At 61.4% G+C, this 20,869-nt stretch carries 20 protein-coding genes; 17 read left to right on the top strand and 3 right to left on the bottom strand.

The genetic code is table 11. The annotated features are described in order from the left end of the window. The first annotated feature begins 17 nt into the window (after positions 1 to 17). On the top strand, positions 18 to 653 hold the full coding sequence (locus AB4Z13_RS27725; RefSeq protein WP_439017012.1) for a 2,3-bisphosphoglycerate-dependent phosphoglycerate mutase: 636 nt from the start codon (positions 18 to 20) through the stop codon (positions 651 to 653). A gap of 65 nt (positions 654 to 718) precedes the next feature. On the opposite strand, the gene phnF is transcribed toward AB4Z13_RS27725, so the two are convergent. Further along, the gene (phnF, locus tag AB4Z13_RS27720; RefSeq protein WP_442207338.1) at positions 719 to 1,456 is read right to left on the bottom strand and encodes a phosphonate metabolism transcriptional regulator PhnF; all 738 of its coding nucleotides are present in this window, start codon (positions 1,454 to 1,456) and stop codon (positions 719 to 721) included. Between the two features lie 136 nt (positions 1,457 to 1,592). Here phnF and phnG point away from each other — a divergent pair, with 136 nt between their 5' ends. From phnG to AB4Z13_RS27645, 15 genes are all read left to right on the top strand, one after another. Further along, positions 1,593 to 2,069, top strand: a complete 477-nt coding sequence (gene phnG, locus AB4Z13_RS27715; RefSeq protein ID WP_439017010.1) for a phosphonate C-P lyase system protein PhnG — start codon at positions 1,593 to 1,595, stop codon at positions 2,067 to 2,069. Then, on the top strand, positions 2,069 to 2,677 hold the full coding sequence (gene phnH, locus AB4Z13_RS27710) for a phosphonate C-P lyase system protein PhnH (protein WP_439017009.1): 609 nt from the start codon (positions 2,069 to 2,071) through the stop codon (positions 2,675 to 2,677). The genes phnG and phnH overlap by 1 nt, the downstream gene beginning before the upstream one ends. A gap of 4 nt (positions 2,678 to 2,681) precedes the next feature. Beyond that, positions 2,682 to 3,788 carry a carbon-phosphorus lyase complex subunit PhnI gene (locus AB4Z13_RS27705; protein WP_439017008.1) on the top strand — a complete coding sequence of 369 codons (1,107 nt, stop codon included), beginning with the start codon at positions 2,682 to 2,684 and terminating at the stop codon, positions 3,786 to 3,788. Beyond that, entirely contained in the window at positions 3,785 to 4,660 is an 876-nt protein-coding gene (locus AB4Z13_RS27700; protein WP_113320524.1) for an alpha-D-ribose 1-methylphosphonate 5-phosphate C-P-lyase PhnJ, read from the top strand. The genes AB4Z13_RS27705 and AB4Z13_RS27700 overlap by 4 nt, the downstream gene beginning before the upstream one ends. Then, entirely contained in the window at positions 4,657 to 5,433 is a 777-nt protein-coding gene (gene phnK, locus AB4Z13_RS27695; protein WP_113320523.1) for a phosphonate C-P lyase system protein PhnK, read from the top strand. The genes AB4Z13_RS27700 and phnK overlap by 4 nt, the downstream gene beginning before the upstream one ends. A 5-nt stretch (positions 5,434 to 5,438) precedes the next feature. Then, positions 5,439 to 6,149 (top strand): phosphonate C-P lyase system protein PhnL, encoded by a 711-nt coding sequence (gene phnL / locus AB4Z13_RS27690; RefSeq protein ID WP_113320522.1) that lies wholly within the window; start codon positions 5,439 to 5,441, stop codon positions 6,147 to 6,149. Further along, on the top strand, positions 6,146 to 6,763 hold the full coding sequence (locus AB4Z13_RS27685; RefSeq protein WP_113320521.1) for a DapH/DapD/GlmU-related protein: 618 nt from the start codon (positions 6,146 to 6,148) through the stop codon (positions 6,761 to 6,763). Before phnL ends, AB4Z13_RS27685 begins: the two co-directional genes overlap by 4 nt. A 118-nt stretch (positions 6,764 to 6,881) precedes the next feature. Beyond that, positions 6,882 to 7,727, top strand: a complete 846-nt coding sequence (phnC, locus tag AB4Z13_RS27680; protein ID WP_439017007.1) for a phosphonate ABC transporter ATP-binding protein — start codon at positions 6,882 to 6,884, stop codon at positions 7,725 to 7,727. 87 nt (positions 7,728 to 7,814) lie between these two features. Next, on the top strand, positions 7,815 to 8,723 hold the full coding sequence (gene phnD, locus AB4Z13_RS27675; RefSeq protein ID WP_113320519.1) for a phosphonate ABC transporter substrate-binding protein: 909 nt from the start codon (positions 7,815 to 7,817) through the stop codon (positions 8,721 to 8,723). A gap of 67 nt (positions 8,724 to 8,790) precedes the next feature. Beyond that, entirely contained in the window at positions 8,791 to 9,756 is a 966-nt protein-coding gene (phnE, locus tag AB4Z13_RS27670) for a phosphonate ABC transporter, permease protein PhnE (RefSeq protein ID WP_113320518.1), read from the top strand. Between the two features lie 7 nt (positions 9,757 to 9,763). Next, positions 9,764 to 11,110, top strand: coding sequence for a phosphonate ABC transporter, permease protein PhnE (phnE, locus tag AB4Z13_RS27665; protein WP_439017006.1), 1,347 nt, complete (start codon positions 9,764 to 9,766; stop codon positions 11,108 to 11,110). Positions 11,111 to 11,249: 139 nt separating this feature from the next. Beyond that, positions 11,250 to 11,945 (top strand): DUF1045 domain-containing protein, encoded by a 696-nt coding sequence (locus tag AB4Z13_RS27660; RefSeq protein WP_113320516.1) that lies wholly within the window; start codon positions 11,250 to 11,252, stop codon positions 11,943 to 11,945. Positions 11,946 to 11,958: 13 nt separating this feature from the next. After that, a complete protein-coding gene (locus tag AB4Z13_RS27655; protein ID WP_113181385.1) occupies positions 11,959 to 13,098 on the top strand; it encodes an alpha-D-ribose 1-methylphosphonate 5-triphosphate diphosphatase in 1,140 nt (379 codons plus the stop codon). Between the two features lie 2 nt (positions 13,099 to 13,100). Continuing rightward, positions 13,101 to 13,694 carry a phosphonate metabolism protein/1,5-bisphosphokinase (PRPP-forming) PhnN gene (gene phnN, locus AB4Z13_RS27650; protein WP_439017293.1) on the top strand — a complete coding sequence of 198 codons (594 nt, stop codon included), beginning with the start codon at positions 13,101 to 13,103 and terminating at the stop codon, positions 13,692 to 13,694. A gap of 18 nt (positions 13,695 to 13,712) precedes the next feature. Further along, entirely contained in the window at positions 13,713 to 14,219 is a 507-nt protein-coding gene (locus tag AB4Z13_RS27645) for a GrpB family protein (RefSeq protein ID WP_113320515.1), read from the top strand. Between the two features lie 15 nt (positions 14,220 to 14,234). Here the strand turns inward: AB4Z13_RS27645 and AB4Z13_RS27640 are convergent, their stop codons facing one another. Both AB4Z13_RS27640 and polA read right to left on the bottom strand, forming a co-directional pair. Further along, on the bottom strand, positions 14,235 to 16,658 hold the full coding sequence (locus tag AB4Z13_RS27640; protein ID WP_113320514.1) for a DNA translocase FtsK: 2,424 nt from the start codon (positions 16,656 to 16,658) through the stop codon (positions 14,235 to 14,237). A 275-nt stretch (positions 16,659 to 16,933) separates the two neighbouring features. Continuing rightward, positions 16,934 to 19,933, bottom strand: coding sequence for a DNA polymerase I (gene polA, locus AB4Z13_RS27635; protein ID WP_113320513.1), 3,000 nt, complete (start codon positions 19,931 to 19,933; stop codon positions 16,934 to 16,936). 424 nt (positions 19,934 to 20,357) lie between these two features. On the opposite strand from polA, the gene AB4Z13_RS27630 reads away from it, so the two are divergent. Next, positions 20,358 to 20,774, top strand: a complete 417-nt coding sequence (locus AB4Z13_RS27630; RefSeq protein ID WP_007813909.1) for a MarR family winged helix-turn-helix transcriptional regulator — start codon at positions 20,358 to 20,360, stop codon at positions 20,772 to 20,774. The last annotated feature ends 95 nt before the right edge of the window (positions 20,775 to 20,869 follow it).

Here is a 20,869-nt window from a genome sequence, read left to right as displayed (position 1 = left end):
TCTAGGAGGCATTTTTCATGAGCGGTACCCTCGTCCTCGTTCGCCACGGCCAGAGCGACTGGAATCTCAAAAATCTCTTCACCGGCTGGAAGGATCCTGATCTGACCGAACTCGGCATCCAGGAAGCCAATACCGGCGGTGAGGCACTTGCCGACTATGGCATCAAATTCGACATCGCCTTCACATCCGTGCTGGTCCGCGCTCAGCACACGCTGACGCTGATCCTCGACAAGGTCGGCCAGCCGGACCTCGAGACGATCCGCGACCAGGCGCTCAACGAGCGCGACTATGGCGATCTCTCCGGTCTCAACAAGGACGATGCCCGCGCCAAGTGGGGCGAGGAGCAGGTGCATATCTGGCGCCGCTCCTACGACGTTCCGCCTCCGGGCGGCGAAAGCCTGCGCGACACCGGCGCCCGCGTCTGGCCTTACTATCTGACGGAAATCCTTCCGCGCGTCCTGCGCGGCGAAAAGGTGCTGGTTGCCGCGCACGGCAATTCGCTGCGCTCGCTGGTCATGGTTCTCGACAAGCTCAGCCGCGAACAGGTTCTGTCGCTCAATCTGGCGACCGGCGTGCCGATGGTCTACAAGCTGAAGGCAGATTCCACCGTCGCTTCCAAGGAAGTGCTCGGCGACATGTCGAACGCGCACTGATCGCAATCAGACACGGATAAAGCTGGAGGCCGGGCTCATGCCCGGCCTTTTCAGTTTTACCGTTTTCAGTTTTCGATGGTGAATTGGACGCGGTCGGCAGCAAAACGGCTGATCGAATATTGCACCGGCACGCCCTCCAGATCGGTGTTCATCGCCTTGGTGATCAGCAGGACGGCGCCCGGCGTCAGCTCAAGATCGGCAATATCGCCGGAATCGGCGTGAGCGGCGGTGATCTCCGTCGTGGCGCGCACATAGTCCGACAGGCCGAGCACCGCAAAAGCCTTGGTGATGGACTCCGTCTTCCGGTAGGCCTCGCCGATGCCGGCAAAGCGTGCGGCCGGGAACCAGCTCGTCCCACGCGAGACAGGCCGCTTATCCGCCTCCCGCACCGTTTCCAGCCGGATCACGGGCATGCCCTGTTCGATCTGCAACCAGCGAGCCACCTCAGAATTCGCCGCCTCTTCCGCGTGGCCAAGCAGGAGAGCGCGGGTTTCTCGCGCCTGATCTCTGATACCGTCGGTGAAACGGGTACGGCGGCTGATCGGAAAATTCAGGCGCTCCTTACGCTCGATCAGCGTGCCGCGGCCCTGCACCGCACGCACGATGCCTTCCTGCGCCAATGCAGCCAGCGCGCTGCGGACCGTGTGCCTGTTGACGCCGAACTGCAGCGCCAGAACGGTTTCCGGCGGCACCATGCCCGTTTCGTCATAGGCGCCGCTGCTGATCGCCTCGCGGATCCTGTCTGCAATCTGCCGCCAGAGCGCCACTCCGGTCTGCCGCTGCACCTGCTTCAGTCCTGCCATTCCACCCCTGCCCTCATCATTTTCTGGCCAGCTCATTTTCGGGCGTGCCGTGTCACACGCTTGTCACGTCATCGATTTAGGGATAGGTATAGCTTGTATGGTTGTCTATATCAATAGACATTTCGAGGAAAAGATGATGACGGCAGCGGAGAAGACCGAAGCTGCGGCGCGGACGGATGACGGGCGTAAACGCACTGTCGATCTGCTCGCCCGGGCCGAGACACAGGAATTACTGGCAGCGTGGGATGGGCTTGCCGAAAAGCCGGCGGTGCAGCCGGTGCGCGGCCCCGAGACGGGCCTCGTCATGGTTCGCGGCCGCATTGGCGGCGGCGGGGCGCCCTTCAATCTCGGCGAAGTGACGGTGACGCGCGCAACGGTGCGCCTTGCCTCAGGTTCCGTCGGCCATGCCCAGGCGCTTGGCACCGACCGCGAGAAGGCGCGACTTTCCGCGATCTTCGATGCGCTCTGGCAGGAGGAAGCCACCAAGGGCTTCGTCGAAGAAAAGCTGCTTTTGCCGATCGCCCAGCGGATCGCCGATGACATCAATCGCAAGGCTGAGGAAACGGCCGCGACCCGCGTCGACTTCTTCACCATGGTGCGGGGAGACAACTGATGAGCCTCAAGACCGATGTTCTGACCGGCGGCTTCACCGAGCCGGTCTTCCAGGCCCAGAGCGTGTTCAAGATGCTGATGGACGGCATGGCCCGGCCCGGCACGATCCAGTCTGTCGCGCCCGACGTCGCGCCGCCCGCGCTGCTCGGCATCGCCGCCAGCGCAATCGGCCTGACGCTCTGTGACCACGATACCCCCGTCTGGCTTTCCGCGGGGCTCGCGAAGTCCGCAATTCCCGAATGGCTGAGCTTCCACACCGGCGCGCCGCTGACCGCCGAAAAGGCCGAAGCGCGTTTCGCCTTCATCGAAGCAGGCACGGCGCTTTCCACCTTCGGCCTCTTTGCCGCCGGTACACAGGAATACCCTGATCGTTCGACGACGGTCGTGATCGAACTTGCCGACCTCGAAGGCGGCCGCCGCCTGGCGCTGATGGGGCCGGGCATTCAGAGCGTGACCGAGATCGCGCCTGTCGGCCTGCCGGAGACTTTCCTGCGCCTCTGGACGGAAAACCGCGCGCTCTTTCCGCGCGGCGTCGACATCGTGCTGACGGCGGGCAAGCGTTTCCTCTGCCTGCCGCGCACCACCAAGATTACAGCAACGGAGATCTGAGCTCATGTATGTTGCCGTCAAGGGTGGCGAGGCCGCCATCGCCAATGCCCACCGCCTGCTCGCCGACCGCCGGCGCGGCGACCGCTCCGTGCCGGCGATCGGCATCGAGCAGATCGTCGAACAGCTGGCGCTCGCCGTCGACCGCGTCATGGCCGAAGCCTCGCTCTATGACCGCACGCTCGCCGCACTTGCCGTGCGCCAGTCGCGCGGCGACATGATCGAGGCGATCTTCCTGCTGCGCGCCTACCGCACGACGCTGCCGCGCTTCGGCTATTCCAGGCCGCTCAATACGGCCGGCATGCAGATCGAGCGCCGCATCTCCGCCACCTACAAGGATCTCCCGGGCGGCCAGCTGCTCGGCCCGACCTTCGACTATACGCACCGCCTGCTCGATCCCACGCTGCTTACTGACGAGACGGTGGAAGAGCCGGCACAGCGCGAGGCCGAAACCGGCCGCGTCATGCGCGTTTCCGAAATCCTCGGCCAGGAAGGGCTGATCGAAAACGATGGCGAGCTTCCCGAGGACCATGAGACGGGCGACCTGACGCGCGAGCCGATGGAATTTCCGATGACCCGCGATCTGCGCCTGCAGGCGCTTGCCCGCGGCGACGAAGGCTTCCTGCTGGCACTCGGCTATTCGACGCAGCGCGGTTACGGCCGCAACCACCCCTTCACCGGCGAGATCCGCATCGGCGAGGTCGAGGTGGAATTCGACGTGCCGGAGCTTGGCTTCACCGTCTCGCTCGGCACGATCCAGCTCACCGAATGCCAGATGGTCAACCAGTTCAAAGGTTCGGCCAAGGCTCCGCCGCAGTTCACCCGCGGCTACGGCCTCGTCTTCGGCCAGAGCGAGCGCAAGGCCATGGCCATGTCGCTGGTTGATCGCGCATTGCGGGCTGAAGAGCTCGGCGAGGACATTACCGCGCCGGCACAGGACGAGGAATTCGTCATTTCCCATTCCGACAATGTGCAGGCGACCGGCTTCGTCGAGCACCTGAAGCTTCCGCACTATGTGGACTTCCAGGCTGAACTTGACCTCGTCCGCCGCATGCGCCGCGAATTCGAAGCCGCCCGCAACAGCGGCGAGACCCAAAAGGAGGCCGCCGAATGAGTGATCTCGCCACCTACAATTTCGCCTATCTCGACGAACAAACCAAGCGCATGATCCGCCGGGCGATCCTGAAGGCGATCGCCATTCCCGGCTATCAGGTGCCCTTTGCTTCCCGCGAAATGCCGATGCCCTACGGCTGGGGCACCGGCGGTGTGCAGGTGACGGCCGCTATCATCGGACCTGACGACGTTCTCAAGGTCATCGACCAGGGTGCGGACGACACGACGAACGCCGTCTCCATCCGCGCCTTCTTCCAGAAGGTCGCCAATGTCGCCGTCACGACCCACACCAAGGACGCGACGATCATCCAGACGCGCCACCGCATCCCGGAGGAAAAGCTCGGAGCCGGCCAGGTTCTCGTCTACCAGGTGCCGATCCCGGAACCGCTGCGCTTCCTCGAACCGCGCGAGACCGAGACACGCAAAATGCATGCGCTGGAAGAATACGGCCTCATGCATGTGAAGCTCTACGAGGATATCGCCCGCAACGGCCGTATCGCCACGACCTATGCATATCCGGTCAAGGTCAACGGCCGCTATGTCATGGATCCCTCGCCGACGCCGAAATTCGACAATCCGAAGATGCACAAGTCCGAAGCGCTGCAACTGTTCGGCGCCGGCCGCGAAAAGCGCATCTATGCCGTGCCGCCCTATACCGACGTCGTCAGCCTTGATTTCGAAGACCATCCCTTCGAAATCCAGCGCTTCGGCAAGCCCTGCGCGCTCTGCGGCGCAGAGGACGTCTATCTCGACGAGGTGATCCTCGACGACAAGGGCGGGCGCATGTTCGTCTGCTCCGATACCGACCATTGCGAAGACCGCCGCGCGCACGGACATGCCGGCGAAATGCTGGCCCGGGAGGCTGCAGAATGACCGAAACACCGCTTCTCAAAGTCAACGACCTCTCGAAGTTCTACGGCAACCGCATCGGCTGCCGGAACGTCTCCTTCGAGCTGTGGCCTGGTGAAGTGCTCGCCATTGTCGGCGAATCCGGCTCGGGCAAGACGACGCTGCTGAACTGCATTTCCACCCGGCTGATGCCGACCACTGGCAGTGTCGAGTACCACATGCGTGACGGCACCTACCGCGACCTCTACCACATGAACGAGGCCGAGCGCCGCTTCCTGATGCGTACCGACTGGGGTTTCGTGCATCAGAACCCGGCTGACGGGCTGCGCATGACGGTTTCGGCCGGCGCCAATGTCGGCGAACGCCTGATGGCGATCGGCGACCGGCACTACGGCAAGATCCGCTCCACCGCCCTCGACTGGCTGGAGCGCGTCGAGATCGACGCCGACCGCATCGACGACCAGCCTCGCGCCTTTTCCGGCGGCATGCGCCAGCGCCTGCAGATCGCCCGCAATCTCGTCACCGGCCCACGCCTCGTCTTCATGGATGAGCCGACCGGCGGTCTCGACGTATCAGTGCAGGCACGTCTGCTCGATCTGGTGCGCGGTCTCGTCAACGATCTCGGCCTGTCGGCCATCATCGTCACGCATGATCTCGCCGTCGCCCGCCTTCTCTCCCATCGCATGATGGTGATGAAGGACGGCTTCGTCATCGAGCAGGGTCTGACCGACCGCGTGCTCGATGACCCGCGCGAGCCCTACACCCAGCTCCTCGTTTCCTCGATCCTGCAGGTTTAAGAACCATGGCAACGCCCCTCGTCGTTTCAGAAGTCGCCAAGAGCTTCATCATGCACCTGCGCGACGGCATCAAGCTGCCGGTCGTCTCGGATGTCTCCTTCTCGGTGGCGTCAGGCGAATGTGTCGTGCTCGGCGGCCCGTCGGGCATCGGCAAAAGCTCGCTGCTCAAGATGATCTACGGCAATTATGCCGTCGATACCGGCCAGATCCTCGTCAACCACAAGGGTAAGATCGTCGACCTCGCCGCCGCCGACCCGCGCACCATTCTCGACGTGCGGCGCCAGACGCTCGGCTATGTCAGCCAGTTCCTGCGCACCGTGCCACGCGTTGCGGCGATCGACGTCGTCGCCGAACCGCTGCTCGCTCGTGGCGAAAATGCCGCCAGCGCCAGGGAAAAGGCCGCCGCCCTGCTGGAAAAACTCAACCTGCCGGAAGCGCTCTGGCAGCTGCCGCCCGCCACCTTCTCCGGCGGCGAGCAGCAGCGCGTCAACATTGCCCGCGGCTTCATCACCGATCACACGATCCTGCTGCTCGATGAGCCGACCGCCTCGCTCGACGCGAAGAACCGGGCCGTCGTCGTCGGCATGATCGAGGAAAAGAAGAAGGCGGGTGTCGCCCTGCTCGGCATCTTCCACGATGAGGAAGTGCGCGAGGCAGCCGCCGACCGCATTCTCGACGTTCAGCAATTCTCTCCGCGAAAGGCAATCGCAGCATGAGCCGCAAGCTGGGCATCGAGCCCTATTTCCATGAAACCGCCTCCGTCTCCAATTCGACCTTCGGCCGCTATACGGAAGTCTCCGAGCGCTGCCGCATCAGCGAGGCGGAGTTCGGCGACTATTCCTACATCATGCAGGACGGCTCTGTCTGGTGCGCGACGATCGGCAAGTTCGTCAACATCGCCGCCGCCGTGCGCATCAATGCCACCAACCATCCGACCTGGCGCGCGACGTTGCACCACTTCACCTATCGCGCCGTCGACTACTGGCCGGATGCCGACATGGAGACGGAATTCTTCGAATGGCGCCGCTCCAACCGCGTTGTGATCGGCAATGATGTCTGGATCGGCCACGGCGCCACAATCCTGCCCGGTGTGACTGTCGGGAACGGGGCCGTGATCGGCGCGGGCGCGGTCGTCTCGAAGGATGTCGCTCCCTACACGATCGTTGGCGGCGTGCCGGCCAAGCTCATCCGCGAGCGCTTTCCGAAAGAGGTTGGCGAGCGCATGGACGGGCTTGCCTGGTGGGACTGGGAACACGACCGGCTGCGCGAAGCACTGGCGGATTTCCGGGCGCTCGGGGCCGAAGACTTCCTTTCGCGCTACGGTGGTTGAGCCCAATTTTGCGGTGTGGGGAATTGTGACAGGACTTACACAAAACTGACATGCGAGGTTCATGAAGCGAGACTAATGCGATCCCTGACGCAAGGCTGTAATGCGAAGGAAGAGCATGATGTTCGAACTGAAGAATGTCACACGCCGGTTCGGAAAGAAGCTCGCCGTTGATTCCGTAACGCTGGACATTCCACAGGGCCAGATGGTCGGCATCATCGGCCGTTCGGGCGCCGGCAAGTCCACGCTCCTGCGCATGATCAACCGCCTGCAGGAGCCCTCCTCCGGCACTATCCATTTCGGTGGTGTCGAGGTTTCCGGCCTTCGCGGCCAGGCGTTGCGCAACTGGCAGCGCGACTGCGCGATGATCTTCCAGCAGTTCAATCTCGTGGCGCGTCTCGACGTACTGACCAACGTCATGCTTGGCCGCCTGAACCACCGCTCGACGATCCTTAGCCTCCTCAACGTCTTCAGCCGCGAAGAACGCATCCAGGCGATCGCCGCACTCGAGCGCCTCGGCATCGAACAGACGGCGCTGCAGGCCGCCGGCACGCTTTCGGGCGGCCAGCAGCAGCGCGTGGCGATCGCCCGCGCGCTGATGCAGAATCCGAAGATGGTTCTGGCCGACGAGCCGATCGCTTCGCTCGACCCCTTGAATGCAAAGATCGTCATGGATGCGCTGCGTGACATCAACGAGCGCGAAGGCATCACAGTGATCACCAATCTGCATACGCTCGATACGGCCCGCAACTACTGCGAACGCATCGTCGGCATGGCGGGTGGCCGCGTCGTCTTCGACGGCAAGCCCTCCGAACTGACCACCGAGGCCGTGAAGGAAATCTATGGCACGGACAAGGATGGCGCGGGCATCGACGAAACGATGACGTCGACAGCAATCAACATGGCTCCGGAAGGAGCCGAAAACCAATCCGCCGGCAACCAACCGCTGGCGCTGGCCGGTCTGTGAGAGGGACGGCCGCGATCGAATGCCCTCGTCAAGGGCACATTTCTTCTTAACAAAACGACCGAGCCCCGGTCATTCAGGAGAGAACCCATGTTGAAGAAAGCACTTTTTGCTGCGACGGCGATGCTGTCGCTCGCAGCCGGCGCTGCCAATGCCGCTGACCTCAAGGAATTCCGCATCGGCATTCTCGGCGGCGAAAACGAAACCGACCGCCTGCGCAACTACGCCTGCCTTGCAGACCACCTGAAACAGGAATTCGGCTTCGAGAAGGTTTCGCTCTTCCCGGCTGCTGACTACGACGGCGTTATCCAGGGTCTCCTCGGCGGCACGCTCGACTTCGCTGAACTCGGCGCTTCCGGCTACGCAGCTGTTTACATCAAGGACGCCAAGGCTGTTACGCCGATCCTGACGACGCAGCAGAAGGATGGCTCCACGGGTTACTACTCGATCGGTCTCGCTCTGAAGTCCTCCGGCATCAAGACGATCAAGGACGCCAAGGGCAAGAAGCTCGGCTACGCCGATCCGGACTCCACCTCGGGCTACCTCGTTCCGCTGACGCAGATCCCGAAGGACACGGGCATGCCGAACGACAAGTTCTTCTCTTCCACGCAGTTCAACGGCGGCCACGAGAACAACCTTCTCGCTGCTTATGATGGCAAGGTCGACGTTGCTGTTGACGACTCTTCGGGCATCGGCGATTTCAAGGACGGCTACACCTCCGGTACCTTCCGCAAGGAAGTCGACAAGGGCGCCGTCGACCCGAACAAGCTGGTTGAAGTATGGCGTTCGCCGCTGATCCCGAACGGCCCGCTCGTCGTTCGCAACGCTCTCGGCGAAGAATGGCAGAAGAAGCTCACCACCTTCTTCACCGCTCTGCCGGAGAAGGACCACAAGTGCTTCGCAGCTATCGAAGGCGGCGACTACAAGGGCTACTCCCCGGTCAAGCACGACTTCTACAACGCCGTTGTAGAAGTTCGTAAGGCTGCCATCGGCGGCTAATTGCGCCATTCGTATACGGGGCGGCCGGCAACGGCCGCCCTTTTTCTTGTGACCAGGCGAGGCGCTCATGACTATTGCCGATACACAACCGCATGTGCCGATGCAGAGCACGAAGGATATCGCCACCGCTTGGGACAAGATGATCGCCAGGCGGCGCTTCTACACCATCCTCGGTCTGGTCATCCTGTTCGCGGCCTTCGTAAGCTCCGTGCGTTTTGCCGACGAAAGCAATGCCGGTCACTTCTTCGACCGCCTTCCGCACCTTTTCGACTTCCTGAGCTGGCTGATCCCGAAGGACTGGGCCGACGTCTGGCGCGCGCTTTTCGACATAGCGAGCCCGAACGACAAGGGCGGCGAAGAATTCAACTTCTTCAAGGGCCGCGTCTACGTCTGGGGCGATTTCTATATTCCCGAATATTTCGAGCTGATGATCATCACGATCAATATCGCGCTCGTCTCGACCATCATCGCCTTCATCTTCGCGGTTCCGCTCAGCTTCTTTGCAGCGCGCAATCTGACGAAGAACTGGCCGCTGCGCATCTTTACCAAGCGCCTCATGGAATTTCTGCGCGCTTTTCCCGAGATCGTCATCGCCGGCCTGTTTTCGGCAATCCTGTCGATCGGTCCGGTAGCCGCCATCATCGCGATCACGCTCCATACGATCGGCGCACTCGGCAAGCTCTTCTACGAAGTCGCCGAGAATATCGACATGAAACCGGACGAAGGCATGAGGGCCGTCGGCGCGAACTGGATAGAGCGCGTGCGTTTCGCCGCGCTGCCGCAGGTCATGCCGAACTATGCGTCCTACGCGCTGCTGCGCCTTGAGATCAACGTGCGCGCATCCACCATCATCGGCGCCGTCGGCGGCGGCGGTATCGGTGAAGAGCTCAAGCTCTCCATTTCCCGCGGCTTCGGTGCCAAGACCGTGGCGCTGGTGCTGTTGCTCTTCGTGACGATCGTCGCGGTCGACCAGTTCTCCGCCTGGCTGCGCCGCCGGCTCGTCGGCGAACACGCCTTCCTCCTGCAACATTGAGGCCGCCATGACGGTAATCGACGCAAACCGCATGCATGAGATCGAAACGCGCTACCCGGAATATTTCCACCGGTCCTTTCGCCAGCGTTTCGGTGGCCTGCTGATCGTTCTCGCGACGATCCTCTACGGCAGCTACGCCGTCTGGTTCTTCGACCTGCCGAAAGTCATCGCCGAAGCCCATTGGGAACGCTTCGGCATCTATATGAGCCAGTGGATCAGCTACGATGTGCAGCCGGAATTCCGTCTCGAGGATGATGGCACGATCCAGACACGTTACCCGCGCTTTTCGCCGCTTGGCGACGATCCGCATCCGGACTGGGTGAAGGCCAATGCCGATGGCAGCATCACGGTTCTCGTCAGCGGCAGCGGCCGCACGGTGACCGTCAGCAAGAGCCAGACGGTGATCACAGCCCATGGCGTCACGGTGCCGGTCGACGTTACCAGTGGCGCGCCGAAGGTTGTAGGTCCGGTTCCGAACTGGATGACGGTCTATGACGATAACGTGCTCGCCAATCTTGGCTTTGCCGGCGATGTCAGCATCTCGGTCGATCGCGTGAAGGTGCGCAAGCGCTTCATCGGCTGGGCGAACTTTGTCTTCGACACGCAGTCGCCCTTTTTCGACAAGCCGGCAAGCGAAGTCATCAGCCTTATCGTTTCCGGCCCGCGCATCCATCCCGACCAGTCGAACCTGTCACTCGCCTTCGATAGCATCTGGAACAACAGCGAATGGCAGCATGGCGACGTCTGGACCAAGCTCTTCCAGACCATCGTGATGGCCTTCCTCGGCACGCTGCTCGGCTCGCTCGCGGCCTTCCCGCTCGCCTTCATGGCGGCGCGTAACATCACGCCGAACAGGTTCCTCAATCAGGCTCTGAAACGCTCCTTTGATTTCCTGCGCTCGGTCGACATGCTGATCTGGGCGCTCTTCCTGACGCGCGCCTTCGGTCCGGGTCCGCTTGCCGGTTCCGGCGCCATCTTCCTCACGGAGACCGGCACGCTTGGAAAGCTCTATTCGGAAGGCCTTGAGAACATCGACAACAAGCCGCGTGAAGGCGTGAAGTCGACAGGCGCCTCGACCGTACTCGTTCATCGGTACGGCATCATGCCGCAGATCGTTCCTGTTATCGTCAGCCAGACACTCTACCAGTGGGAATCGAACGTGCGCGGCGCAACGATCATTGGCGCCGTCGGCGCCGGCGGTATCGGTCTCAAGCTCTGGGAGGCCATGCGCACCAACTCCAACTGGGAAAATGTCGCCTACATGGTCATCCTGATCCTGATCGTCGTCTTCCTGTTCGACGCCGCATCGAACGCGCTGCGCCATCGCCTGATGGGCACCCAGGCCGGTCATTGAGCCCAAGTAAAAGATGATGACGGCCCTGCCGTCATCATCATTCTGTCATGGAAATCTTTTAGCCGGAGCGTGCTTGCGGTTCGCCGCCAAATCACTGCACATTGCCCTCCCCGTTCGGACGATCTCCAGGATAAAAGCCTTGCGCTACGCTCTCTATTTTTCGCCGTCCAAGGATGATCCCCTGACGGATGCGGCCTCCGTCTGGCTCGGCCGTGATGCCTTTACCGGCGAGGCCTATCCTGCACCCGAATACGAGACATTGCCGGCTGGCGAACAATTCGAATTGACAGCGGATCCGCGCCGCTATGGCTTCCATGCGACGATCAAGGCGCCCTTCGAGCTTGCCTCCACCGTGACCGAAAAGGACCTGATGGCGGTCGTCGAAGATTTCGCCGCCAACACGCCGGCCTTTGAAATCCCGGAGCTGGTGCTCGGCCAGCTCGGTCGCTTCTTTGCTCTTGTGCCAGGTTCGCTGCACCAACCGCTTCAGGATTTCGCGGCAAAGGTGGTAAAGTCTTTCGAACCATTCCGGGCGGCACTTTCCGAGGCCGATATTATCAGGCGCAAACCGGAAAGGCTCTCTGAGAGCCAGCGCAATAATCTCATGCGCTGGGGCTATCCATATGTCATGGATGACTTCGGCTTCCACATGACGTTAACCGGCCAGGTGCCGGAAGAGCGCGCGGAAGTGATGAGGGCGATCCTGACGGAGCGTTTCGCAGCTTTTACCGGCAGGCCGCTTCGCATTTCCGGCCTTGCCGTCTTTAGCGAGGAGGCGCGCGGCGCGCCTTTCAAAGTCCACACATGGCTGCCTCTTGCTGGCGCCAAAAGCTGAAAGATTTTCTGACATGAGCAAAGAAACCGTTCTTTCAAACGCCCGTATCGTTCTCGAGGACGATATTCTTTCGGGCTCTATCCTGATCCGCGACGGCAAGATCGCCGATATTTCGGAAGGCAATTCGGTAGCCGGCGAAGACTTTGAGGGCGACTACATCATTCCCGGTCTCGTCGAGCTGCACACGGACCATCTGGAAGGCCACTATTCGCCGCGTCCGGGCATCCGCTGGAACAAGACGGCGGCCATCCAGGCCCATGATGCGCAGATCGTCACCTCGGGCATCACCACGGTCTTCGACTGCCTGCGCATGGGTGCTGACGAAGACGGCGGCTTCGAGCACGGCGAAATGCGCGAGATGGCCGATGCCATTCAGTCCGCCGAAAAGGAAGGGCGCCTGCGTGCCGAGCATCTCATCCATCTGCGTTGCGAGGTTTCAGCCGACAACGTGCTGCAGCACTTCGCCGATTTTGAAAACGACCCTTATGTTCGTCTCGTCTCGCTGATGGACCATGCGCCCGGCCAGCGCCAGTTCCAGACAATGGACCAGTACATCTTTTACTATCAGAAGAAGCGCGGTCTTTCCGATGAGGAGTTCGCCCGCTTCTGCGCCAGACGCATCGCCGAGTCCGATCGCAATTCGACACCAAATCGCGACGCGATCTCCAAGGTCTGCGCCGAACGCGGCATCACAGTTGCGAGCCATGACGACGCCACATCTTCCCATGTCGACGAGGCGATTGAAAACGGCGTTCGCCTGGCCGAATTCCCGACCAGCATAGACGCAGCCCGGCTGTCGCATGAAAACGGCATGAGCGTTCTGATGGGCGCGCCGAACATCGTGCGCGGCAAATCGCACTCCGGCAATATCGCCGCGCGTGATCTGGCGCAGCTCGGTGTTCTCGACGTGCTTTCATCCGACTATGTGCCGCTCAGCCTGCTGCATGCGCCTTTCATCCTTGCCGACGAAGTTGAGGGCATTACGTTGTCGAAGGCAATTGCAATGGTGACGGCAACGCCAGCACGCACCGTCAGCCTCAACGATCGCGGCCGCATCGAAACCGGCCTGCGTGCCGATCTTGTCCGCGTCCACCGCTCGCATGGCGTGCCGGTGACCCGTTCCGTCTGGCGTGAAGGACGCCGTGTCGCATGATGATGTCACACGAACCCCATCCGGGCGCCGGTGCCGAGCGCGGCATCATGGTCGTCGTCGTCGGTCCGAGCGGGGCTGGCAAAGACACGCTGATGAACCTTGCGGCCCGGCATTTCGATCGCCGGGAAGACGTGCATTTTGCCCGCCGCATCATCACCCGTGACGGCGCTGCCGGCGGAGAAGAGCATCTCGCCGTTTCGGATGCCGGATTCGCATCGATGGAGCAGGCCGGCGCCTTTGCCGTCTGGTGGGAGGCGCATGGTCTCAAATACGCCATCCCGGGGGAGGTTTCCGTAGCACTTTCCAAGGGCCACATTGTCGTTGCGAATGGTTCACGTTCGGCGCTGCACCGTTTCCAAGCCGCCTTTCCGCGGCTGAAGGTCATCAATGTGACGGCTCGCCCGGAAGTGCTGGCCAGCCGCCTGGAAGCGCGCGGCCGCGAGACGCATGAGGACATCATGGCCCGCCTCGCCCGCGGCCCGCTGACGGTGCGTGGCGACTACGATGTCGTGGAGCTCGACAACAGTGACTCGCTGGAAGAGGCCGAGCGCAAGATGATCGACATCCTGGATGGTTTCCTGAAGGAAATCGTCTGAACGAGACAGGAAACGAGAATGGCCATTCGTGTCGTCGACTATGACCCGGAATGGCCGTCTCTCTTCCGTCAGATCGTCGGCGAGCTTGAGCCGTTTCTTGCCGATCTCTTTCCCGTCTTTCATCACGTCGGCAGCACATCCGTCCCAGGACTGGCGGCCAAGCCGAAGATCGATCTGCATGCCGCTTTTGTGCATGCGGATGCGCTTCCCGAGGCGATCGAACGTGTGCAATCGCTCGGCACCTACACCTTCCATGGCGACAAGTACCAGCAGCAGACCTGGACATTCACCAGCGGCAAGGGCTCGTACGGCGCGCGGCTTTATCTCTGCACGACGGATAATGCCGTGCTGGGAGACCGGATCGCTTTTCGGGACTATCTGCGCTCACATCCGGGAAGAGCAGAGGCCTATGCCGCCCTTAAGATGAAGCTCATGGGCGAGGCAAATGACGATTGGGATTATTATACCGGCGGCAAGCGTGACTTCGTGCTCGAGACGCTGCGGCTGGCCTCCGAGGAAGGATAACCAGCCGCGATCCGATTATTCGCCGTCGCCGCGCCCCGAGACAATTTCACGCTTGCCGACATGGTTTGCCGGGCCGACCAGCCCTTCCTTCTCCATGCGCTCGACGAGCGAGGCAGCGCGGTTATAGCCGATGCCGAGGCGGCGCTGGATATAGGAGGTCGAGCACTTCTTGTCGCGCATGACGACCTTGACGGCCTGCTGGTAGAGCTCGTCGCCATCCTCGGCGCCCATGGCGCTCTTGTCGAAGACGGCGCCGTCCTCTTCATCCTCGGCTTCTTCTTCCTCGCCGGCCGTGACCGTATCGAGATATTCCGGCCGGCCCTGCGTCTTCAGGTGTGCCACGACCTTTTCGACTTCCGCGTCGGAAACGAAGGGGCCGTGGACACGGGAGATGCGGCCGCCGCCCTGCATATGCAGCATGTCGCCCTGGCCGAGCAGCTGTTCAGCGCCCTGTTCGCCGAGGATCGTGCGGCTGTCGATCTTCGAGGTCACCTGGAAGGAAATGCGGGTCGGGAAGTTCGCCTTGATCGTGCCGGTAATGACATCGACCGATGGACGCTGGGTTGCCATGATGAGATGGATGCCGGCGGCACGCGCCATCTGCGCCAGACGCTGGATCGCCCCTTCGATCTCCTTGCCGGCGACCATCATCAGGTCGGCCATTTCGTCGACGATGACGACGATATAGGGCATCGGCGCGAGATCCAGCTCCTGCTGCTCCTCGATCGGCGCACCCGTCTGCCGGTCGAAGCCAACCTGGACCATGATATGGATGGTCTCGCCCTTTTCGCGGGCCTGGGAGACGCGGCCATTATAGCCGTCGATATTGCGCACGCCGAGGCGCGACATTTTGCGATACCGCTCTTCCATCTCGCGCACCGCCCATTTCAGCGCCATCACGGCTTTCTTGGGATCGGTAACGACGGGCGTCAGCAGGTGCGGAATGCCGTCATAGACGGAGAGTTCCAGCATCTTGGGATCGACCATGATGAGGCGGCACTGCTCCGGCGTCATGCGGTAGAGCAGCGACAGGATCATCGTGTTGATGGCAACGGATTTGCCCGAGCCGGTGGTACCTGCGACGAGCAGATGCGGCATCTTGGCAAGCTCGGCGATCACGGGTTCGCCGCCGATCGTCTTGCCGAGGCCGAGCGCCAGCTTGTAGCCGCTCTTATCGAAATCGTCGCTCTCGATCATCTCGCGGAAATAGACGGTTTCACGTGTCGCATTTGGTAGTTCGATGCCGATGACGTTGCGGCCGGGAACGACAGCAACACGGGCAGACAGCGCCGACATGGAGCGGGCGATATCATCGGCAAGGCCGATGACGCGGGATGATTTTACACCCGGCGCCGGCTCAAATTCATAGAGTGTGACGACCGGGCCGGGGCGGACATGGATGATCTCGCCCTTGATGCCGAAATCTTCCAGCACGCTTTCCAAGAGGCCGGCATTCTGCTCGAGCGTTTCCTGCGACATGATCTCGCCGAGCCGCTCCGGCGGCTCCTGCAACAGGGCGCGCGGCGGGAATTCGTAGCCCGATGCATCGACCTTCTCGACGATCATGCGGGCCGGACGAACCGGGGACAGTGCAGGTGCGGCGATTTCGACACGCGACGCGGGCCGGACATCCGCCGGTGCCTGATTCGACTGAACCACAGGCGGCTGAATTACTGGTGCTTGGACTACTGGAGCCTGAGCTGCTGGAGCCTGAGCTGCTGAGGCCTGAACTATCGGAGCCTGAGCGACCGGAGTTGGGGCGACCGGAGCCTGGGCAGCACGTACAGCCGGAGGACGTGCGGGGCGGGCTGGCGCGGGTGTGACAGGCAGCGTTGCGCGCGGTGCCACCGGCGCCGGATTATGCCGGCCCGGGCGCCATTCCATGATGCGGAAGCGCGAGGTGATCGATTCGGGTTCGGCCTGCTGCAATGCGATGACCGGGGTACGCGACGGACTGACATCTGCCTCCTCGAAGGCCATGACTTCCCAGAAGGCGAAATCCGAAATGGAGGAAAGCTCTGTTGCTGCGCGTAGCGTGGTTTCGACGGGAACTGCGACAACGGGCTGCGGCTGAGGTTCCGGCTGCGGCGCGGCGATCGGTTCGGCCACTTCGGGCAGATAGATATCGAAGGGTACGTTCACCGTGATCGGCGCGCGCATCTGCGGTGCTGCTAAGGGTTGCGGCGCTGCTACGGCCTGCGGGGGAGGCACAACGATTTCCTCACGACCTGGCTCTTCCGGCGCGCGGCGCTTGCTGATCAGCGTTTCCGGCGTGCGGGTGAAGCGGACGTTCGGGGCGAGCGAGAAATTGCTCTGCCAGAGCGGCGGCACCGGCTTTTCGCCCTCATATTCCACGGGTGCATTTTCCACGGGATGTTCAGCTTCAAGTCCGGAAGAGAAATCTCCGGCATCCGTCAAATTGGTTCTAGGAAAACGCATGCGACAGTTACTCACTCACGCTTGGTAAATTCTGACATCCTTCCGGATAGGAAATGAAGGTTAATAAGTTCCTTCCAGCCGTCTCGTTCCGGGACGACCAAAAAGACGAAACCTCATTGGTTTCAGAGATTTGACTCTTCAGGAAAAATCTTTGGGGTAATCTGACGAAGCGCCTAAAGCGCGTCGCGATCTTTCAGATTCGCTTGCCGCACTTTAGGCTTTCGTTTTCGTATGTCGTTACCGCAAAACCGTTACACACTTTTGCGCGACATGCTTTAGTGAGCTTCGTCCCAATTGGTGGCGGCGCGTGCGTCGACGCGAAGCGGCACACGCATTTCCAGCGCCGGCGAGGTGGCGTTTTCCATGACCGAGACGATGATCGGCATCGCCTGTTGGACATCCTCGTCTTCGACCTCGAAGATCAATTCATCGTGCACCTGCAAGAGCATGCGGGCCCGATCGGCAAGGCCGGCCTCGGCAAGCGCCGGCTCGATCTTGATCATGGCGCGGCGGATGACATCGGCGGCCGAGCCCTGGATCGGCGCATTGATGGCAGCACGTTCGTTGAAGGCGCGGACGGAAGGATTCGACGAGCGGATTTCCGGATAATTGATTCGGCGACCGAAGATCGTTTCGACATAGCCCTTGTCACGGGCCATCTGCTTGCGGCTTTCCATGTAATCGCGGATGCCGGGGAAGCGTTCGAAATATTTCTTGATGTAGTCGCCGGCTTCCGAACGCTCGATGGAAAGCTGGTTGGCAAGGCCGAAGGCGGAAATGCCGTAGATGATGCCGAAGTTGATGGCCTTGGCGCGGCGGCGCACTTCGCCCGGCATGCCCTCGACCGGCACGCCGAACATTTCGGAAGCGGTCATCGCATGGATGTCGATGCCGTCTTCGAAGGCGCGCACGAGCTGCGGGATTTCGGCGACATGGGCAAGCACGCGCAGCTCGATCTGGCTATAGTCGGCCGAGATCAGCTTGTGACCCGGCGACGAAATGAAGGCGGTGCGGATCTTGCGGCCTTCGGCGGTGCGCACCGGAATGTTCTGAAGGTTCGGCTCCGAGGAAGAAAGACGGCCTGTTGTCGTCGATGCCAGCGAATAGGAGGTGTGCACCCGCTTCGTTTCCGGATGGATGTAACCCGGAAGCGCATCCGTGTAGGTAGACTTCAGCTTGGTGAGCTGGCGCCAGTCGACGATCTTGCGGGGCAGCTCGAAGCCGGCTGCCGCCAGGTCTTCCAGCACGCTTGCCGAGGTCGACCACTGGCCGGTCTTGGTCTTGGTGCCACCGGCAAGACCCATCTTGCCGAACAGGATGTCGCCAAGCTGCTTGGGAGAGCCGATATTGAACCTCTCGCCGGCAAGCTGATAGATTTCATCCTCGTATCTGGCTGCACCCTGGGCCAGTTCGCCCGAGAGGCGCGAAAGGATCTGTCGGTCGACCGTGATGCCGCGCGCTTCCATCCGAGCCAGAACCGGCAGGAGCGGACGTTCGAGGCGCTCATAGACGCGCGTCAGCTGGGTGGCGGCAAGGCGCGGCTTCAGCACCATCCAGAGACGCAGCGTCACTTCGGCGTCTTCGGCGGCATAGTGTGTCGCGCGCTCGATATCGACGAGGTCGAAGGTAACGTTCGACTTGCCGGAGCCGGCGACATCCTTGTAGGCGATCGGCGTGTGGCCGAGGAACTTTTCCGACAGCGGGTCCATGCCATGCGCGCCGGTGCCGGCATCGAGCACGTAGGATATCAGCATCGTATCGTCGAAACTCTTCGTCTCGATGCCGTAACGCTTCATCAGCAGGTAGTCATACTTCAGGTTCTGCGCCACCTTGAGGATCGATTCATCCTCCAGCAGCGCCTTCAGCCGCGACAGCGCATCGCCCATCGGGATCTGGTTGTCGGCGAGACCGCCACCGAGCAGATCACCGACACCCGTCTTGTGGTTGATGGGCACATAGGCAGCACGGATCCGCGTGCCGGTCGGATCGGCGGTGTTGTCGGCAATCGCCAGCGAGAAACCGACGAGCTCGGCCTGCATGGCGTCGAGCGAGGTCGTTTCCGTATCGAAGGCGACGAGGCCGGTATCCCTGGCATCGGCGATCCATTGGTCGAGGGTCGCAAGGTCGCGGATCGTCACATAGGAGGAATGGTCGAACGGCAGGCTCGCAAAGGCCTCCGCACGTGCCTTGGCAAGATCCGCAGGCGCAAACGTGCCTTCGACCGCGGTCTTCGCTTTCGCGCGCGGCGGAACGGCGACGGCTTCCCCACCTATGTCAGGCACAGCGCCGGCGACAGGCTTCGGCTCCTCGGCGTCGAGATCCGGGCCATGCGCATCCGCACCCCATTCGATCTTCACGAAGGCTGGCTCGATCTCACTGGCATCGCAATTGCAGAATTCCGCGACACGACGCGTCAGCGTCGTGAACTCCATGGTCTTCAGGAAACCGATCAGCTTGGGGCCATTCTGTGGTTCCAGGACGAGCGCGTCGAGATCGAGTTCCAGCGGTACGTCGGTGCGAAGCCGCACCAGCTCGCGGGAGAGCTTTGCCTTGTCGATGTTTTCGAGAATGGTCAGGCGGCGCTTTTCCTGCTTGATCTCATGGGCACGCTCGAGAAGCGTATCGAGATCGCCATATTCAGCGAGAAGCTGGGCGGCCGTCTTCGGGCCTATGCCGGGGATGCCGGGAACATTGTCGACGGAATCGCCGGTCATCGCCTGCAGGTCGATCATCTTTTCCGGCGGCACACCCCATTTCTCGATGACATCGGGGATGCTGATCTGCTTGTCCTTCATGCTGTCGTACATGTGGACATTCGAGGTGACGAGCTGCATCAGATCCTTGTCGGAGGAGACGATCGTCACATCGGCGCCGACAGCTTCGGCCTCGCGGGCATAGGTCGCGATAATATCGTCGGCCTCGAAACCTTCCGTCTCGATGCAAGGCAGATTGAAAGCGCGCGTCGCTTCGCGGATCAGGCCGAACTGCGGCACCAGCTCTTCGGGCGGCGCCGAACGGTTCGCCTTATAGGCGTCATAGAGATCCTTGCGGAAGGTCTTCGACGAGTAGTCGAAAATGACGGCAAGATGGGTGGGCGTGGCAGCCACATCGGTACCGCGTGCATCTCTCAGCAGCTTCCAAAGCATGTTGCAGAAACCGGAGACGGCGCCGACCGGCAGGCCGTCGGATTTGCGTGTCAGCGGGGGCAAAGCGTGAAAGGCCCGGAAGATGAAACCCGAACCGTCGATAAGGAAGAGGTGATCGCCTTTTTTCATGGCAGCATGGATAGCGCGGCGGCCTTTCAAGGTCCATATAAACTTGGGTGCGCAAAAAGATTCCGCCTCACCAAACTGTTACCAATTTGTAATAGGCGGTTTTTTCTCTTTCCCTTGAAAAACCACATTCTCAATCACAAATCACACCTACCGGCGTTTGATCGCGCCGCGGGTCTGATAGCCGGCTTGTCCCCCGCCGCGTCAGGCTTGGACAAAGGCCTCATCCCCCTCTCCGGGCCTTTGTCCCCATTTTCAAGCCGCCATGGCCATCCTCCAGGCCATGGCGGCTTTGTTTTTCAGCCAGGCGCTTCACCTCTCGAAAATTTAAGAGCTTGCCGCATATGTTTTGATGGATCGTATGCGATTTGTTGCATTGTCTACTGCACGATTTTGAGCCTAATTTACAATCATGGGATTTAATCGAATGGATTCCGGTGCCTACCTTGCCAGCCAGCTGGCCAAGGGTTTTGCCCGCTCGCTACATCAGCGCGCGGCAGGACTCGGTTTTTCTCCCGGCCAGTTCCCCATACTTCTGGAACTTTGGGCCGAAGACGGGCTCACCCAGAAGCAGCTTCTGGAGCGCGTCGATATCGAACAAGCGACGATGGCCAACACGCTCTCCCGCATGGTGCGCGACGGGCTGATCGAGCGGCGCCCACACCCAACCGACAAACGCGCCCAACTGATCTTCCTCTCCGAGAAAGCCAAGGCGATGGAGGCTGAGGCCATCGATACGGCACGCGAGGCCGATCTTGCGCTCTTCAAGGGCTTTCGAGTCTTCGAGCGGGAGCTGATGCTCGAATATATCCGGCGCCTCATCAACAACGCCAAGGCACTCTGAATCGCTCTGGGGCGGCGCGGTTGCGCTTGAGCTTTATTACCTTGGCCTCGGCATGCCGAAAATCTGCGCCCACTCTAGCTCAGCGACCTGCAGAG

It is taken from the genome of Rhizobium sp. YAF28 (genome assembly GCF_052113285.1).
Classification (GTDB): Bacteria; Pseudomonadota; Alphaproteobacteria; order Rhizobiales; family Rhizobiaceae; genus Rhizobium.
This window is presented reverse-complemented; position numbering and strand designations above follow the sequence as displayed.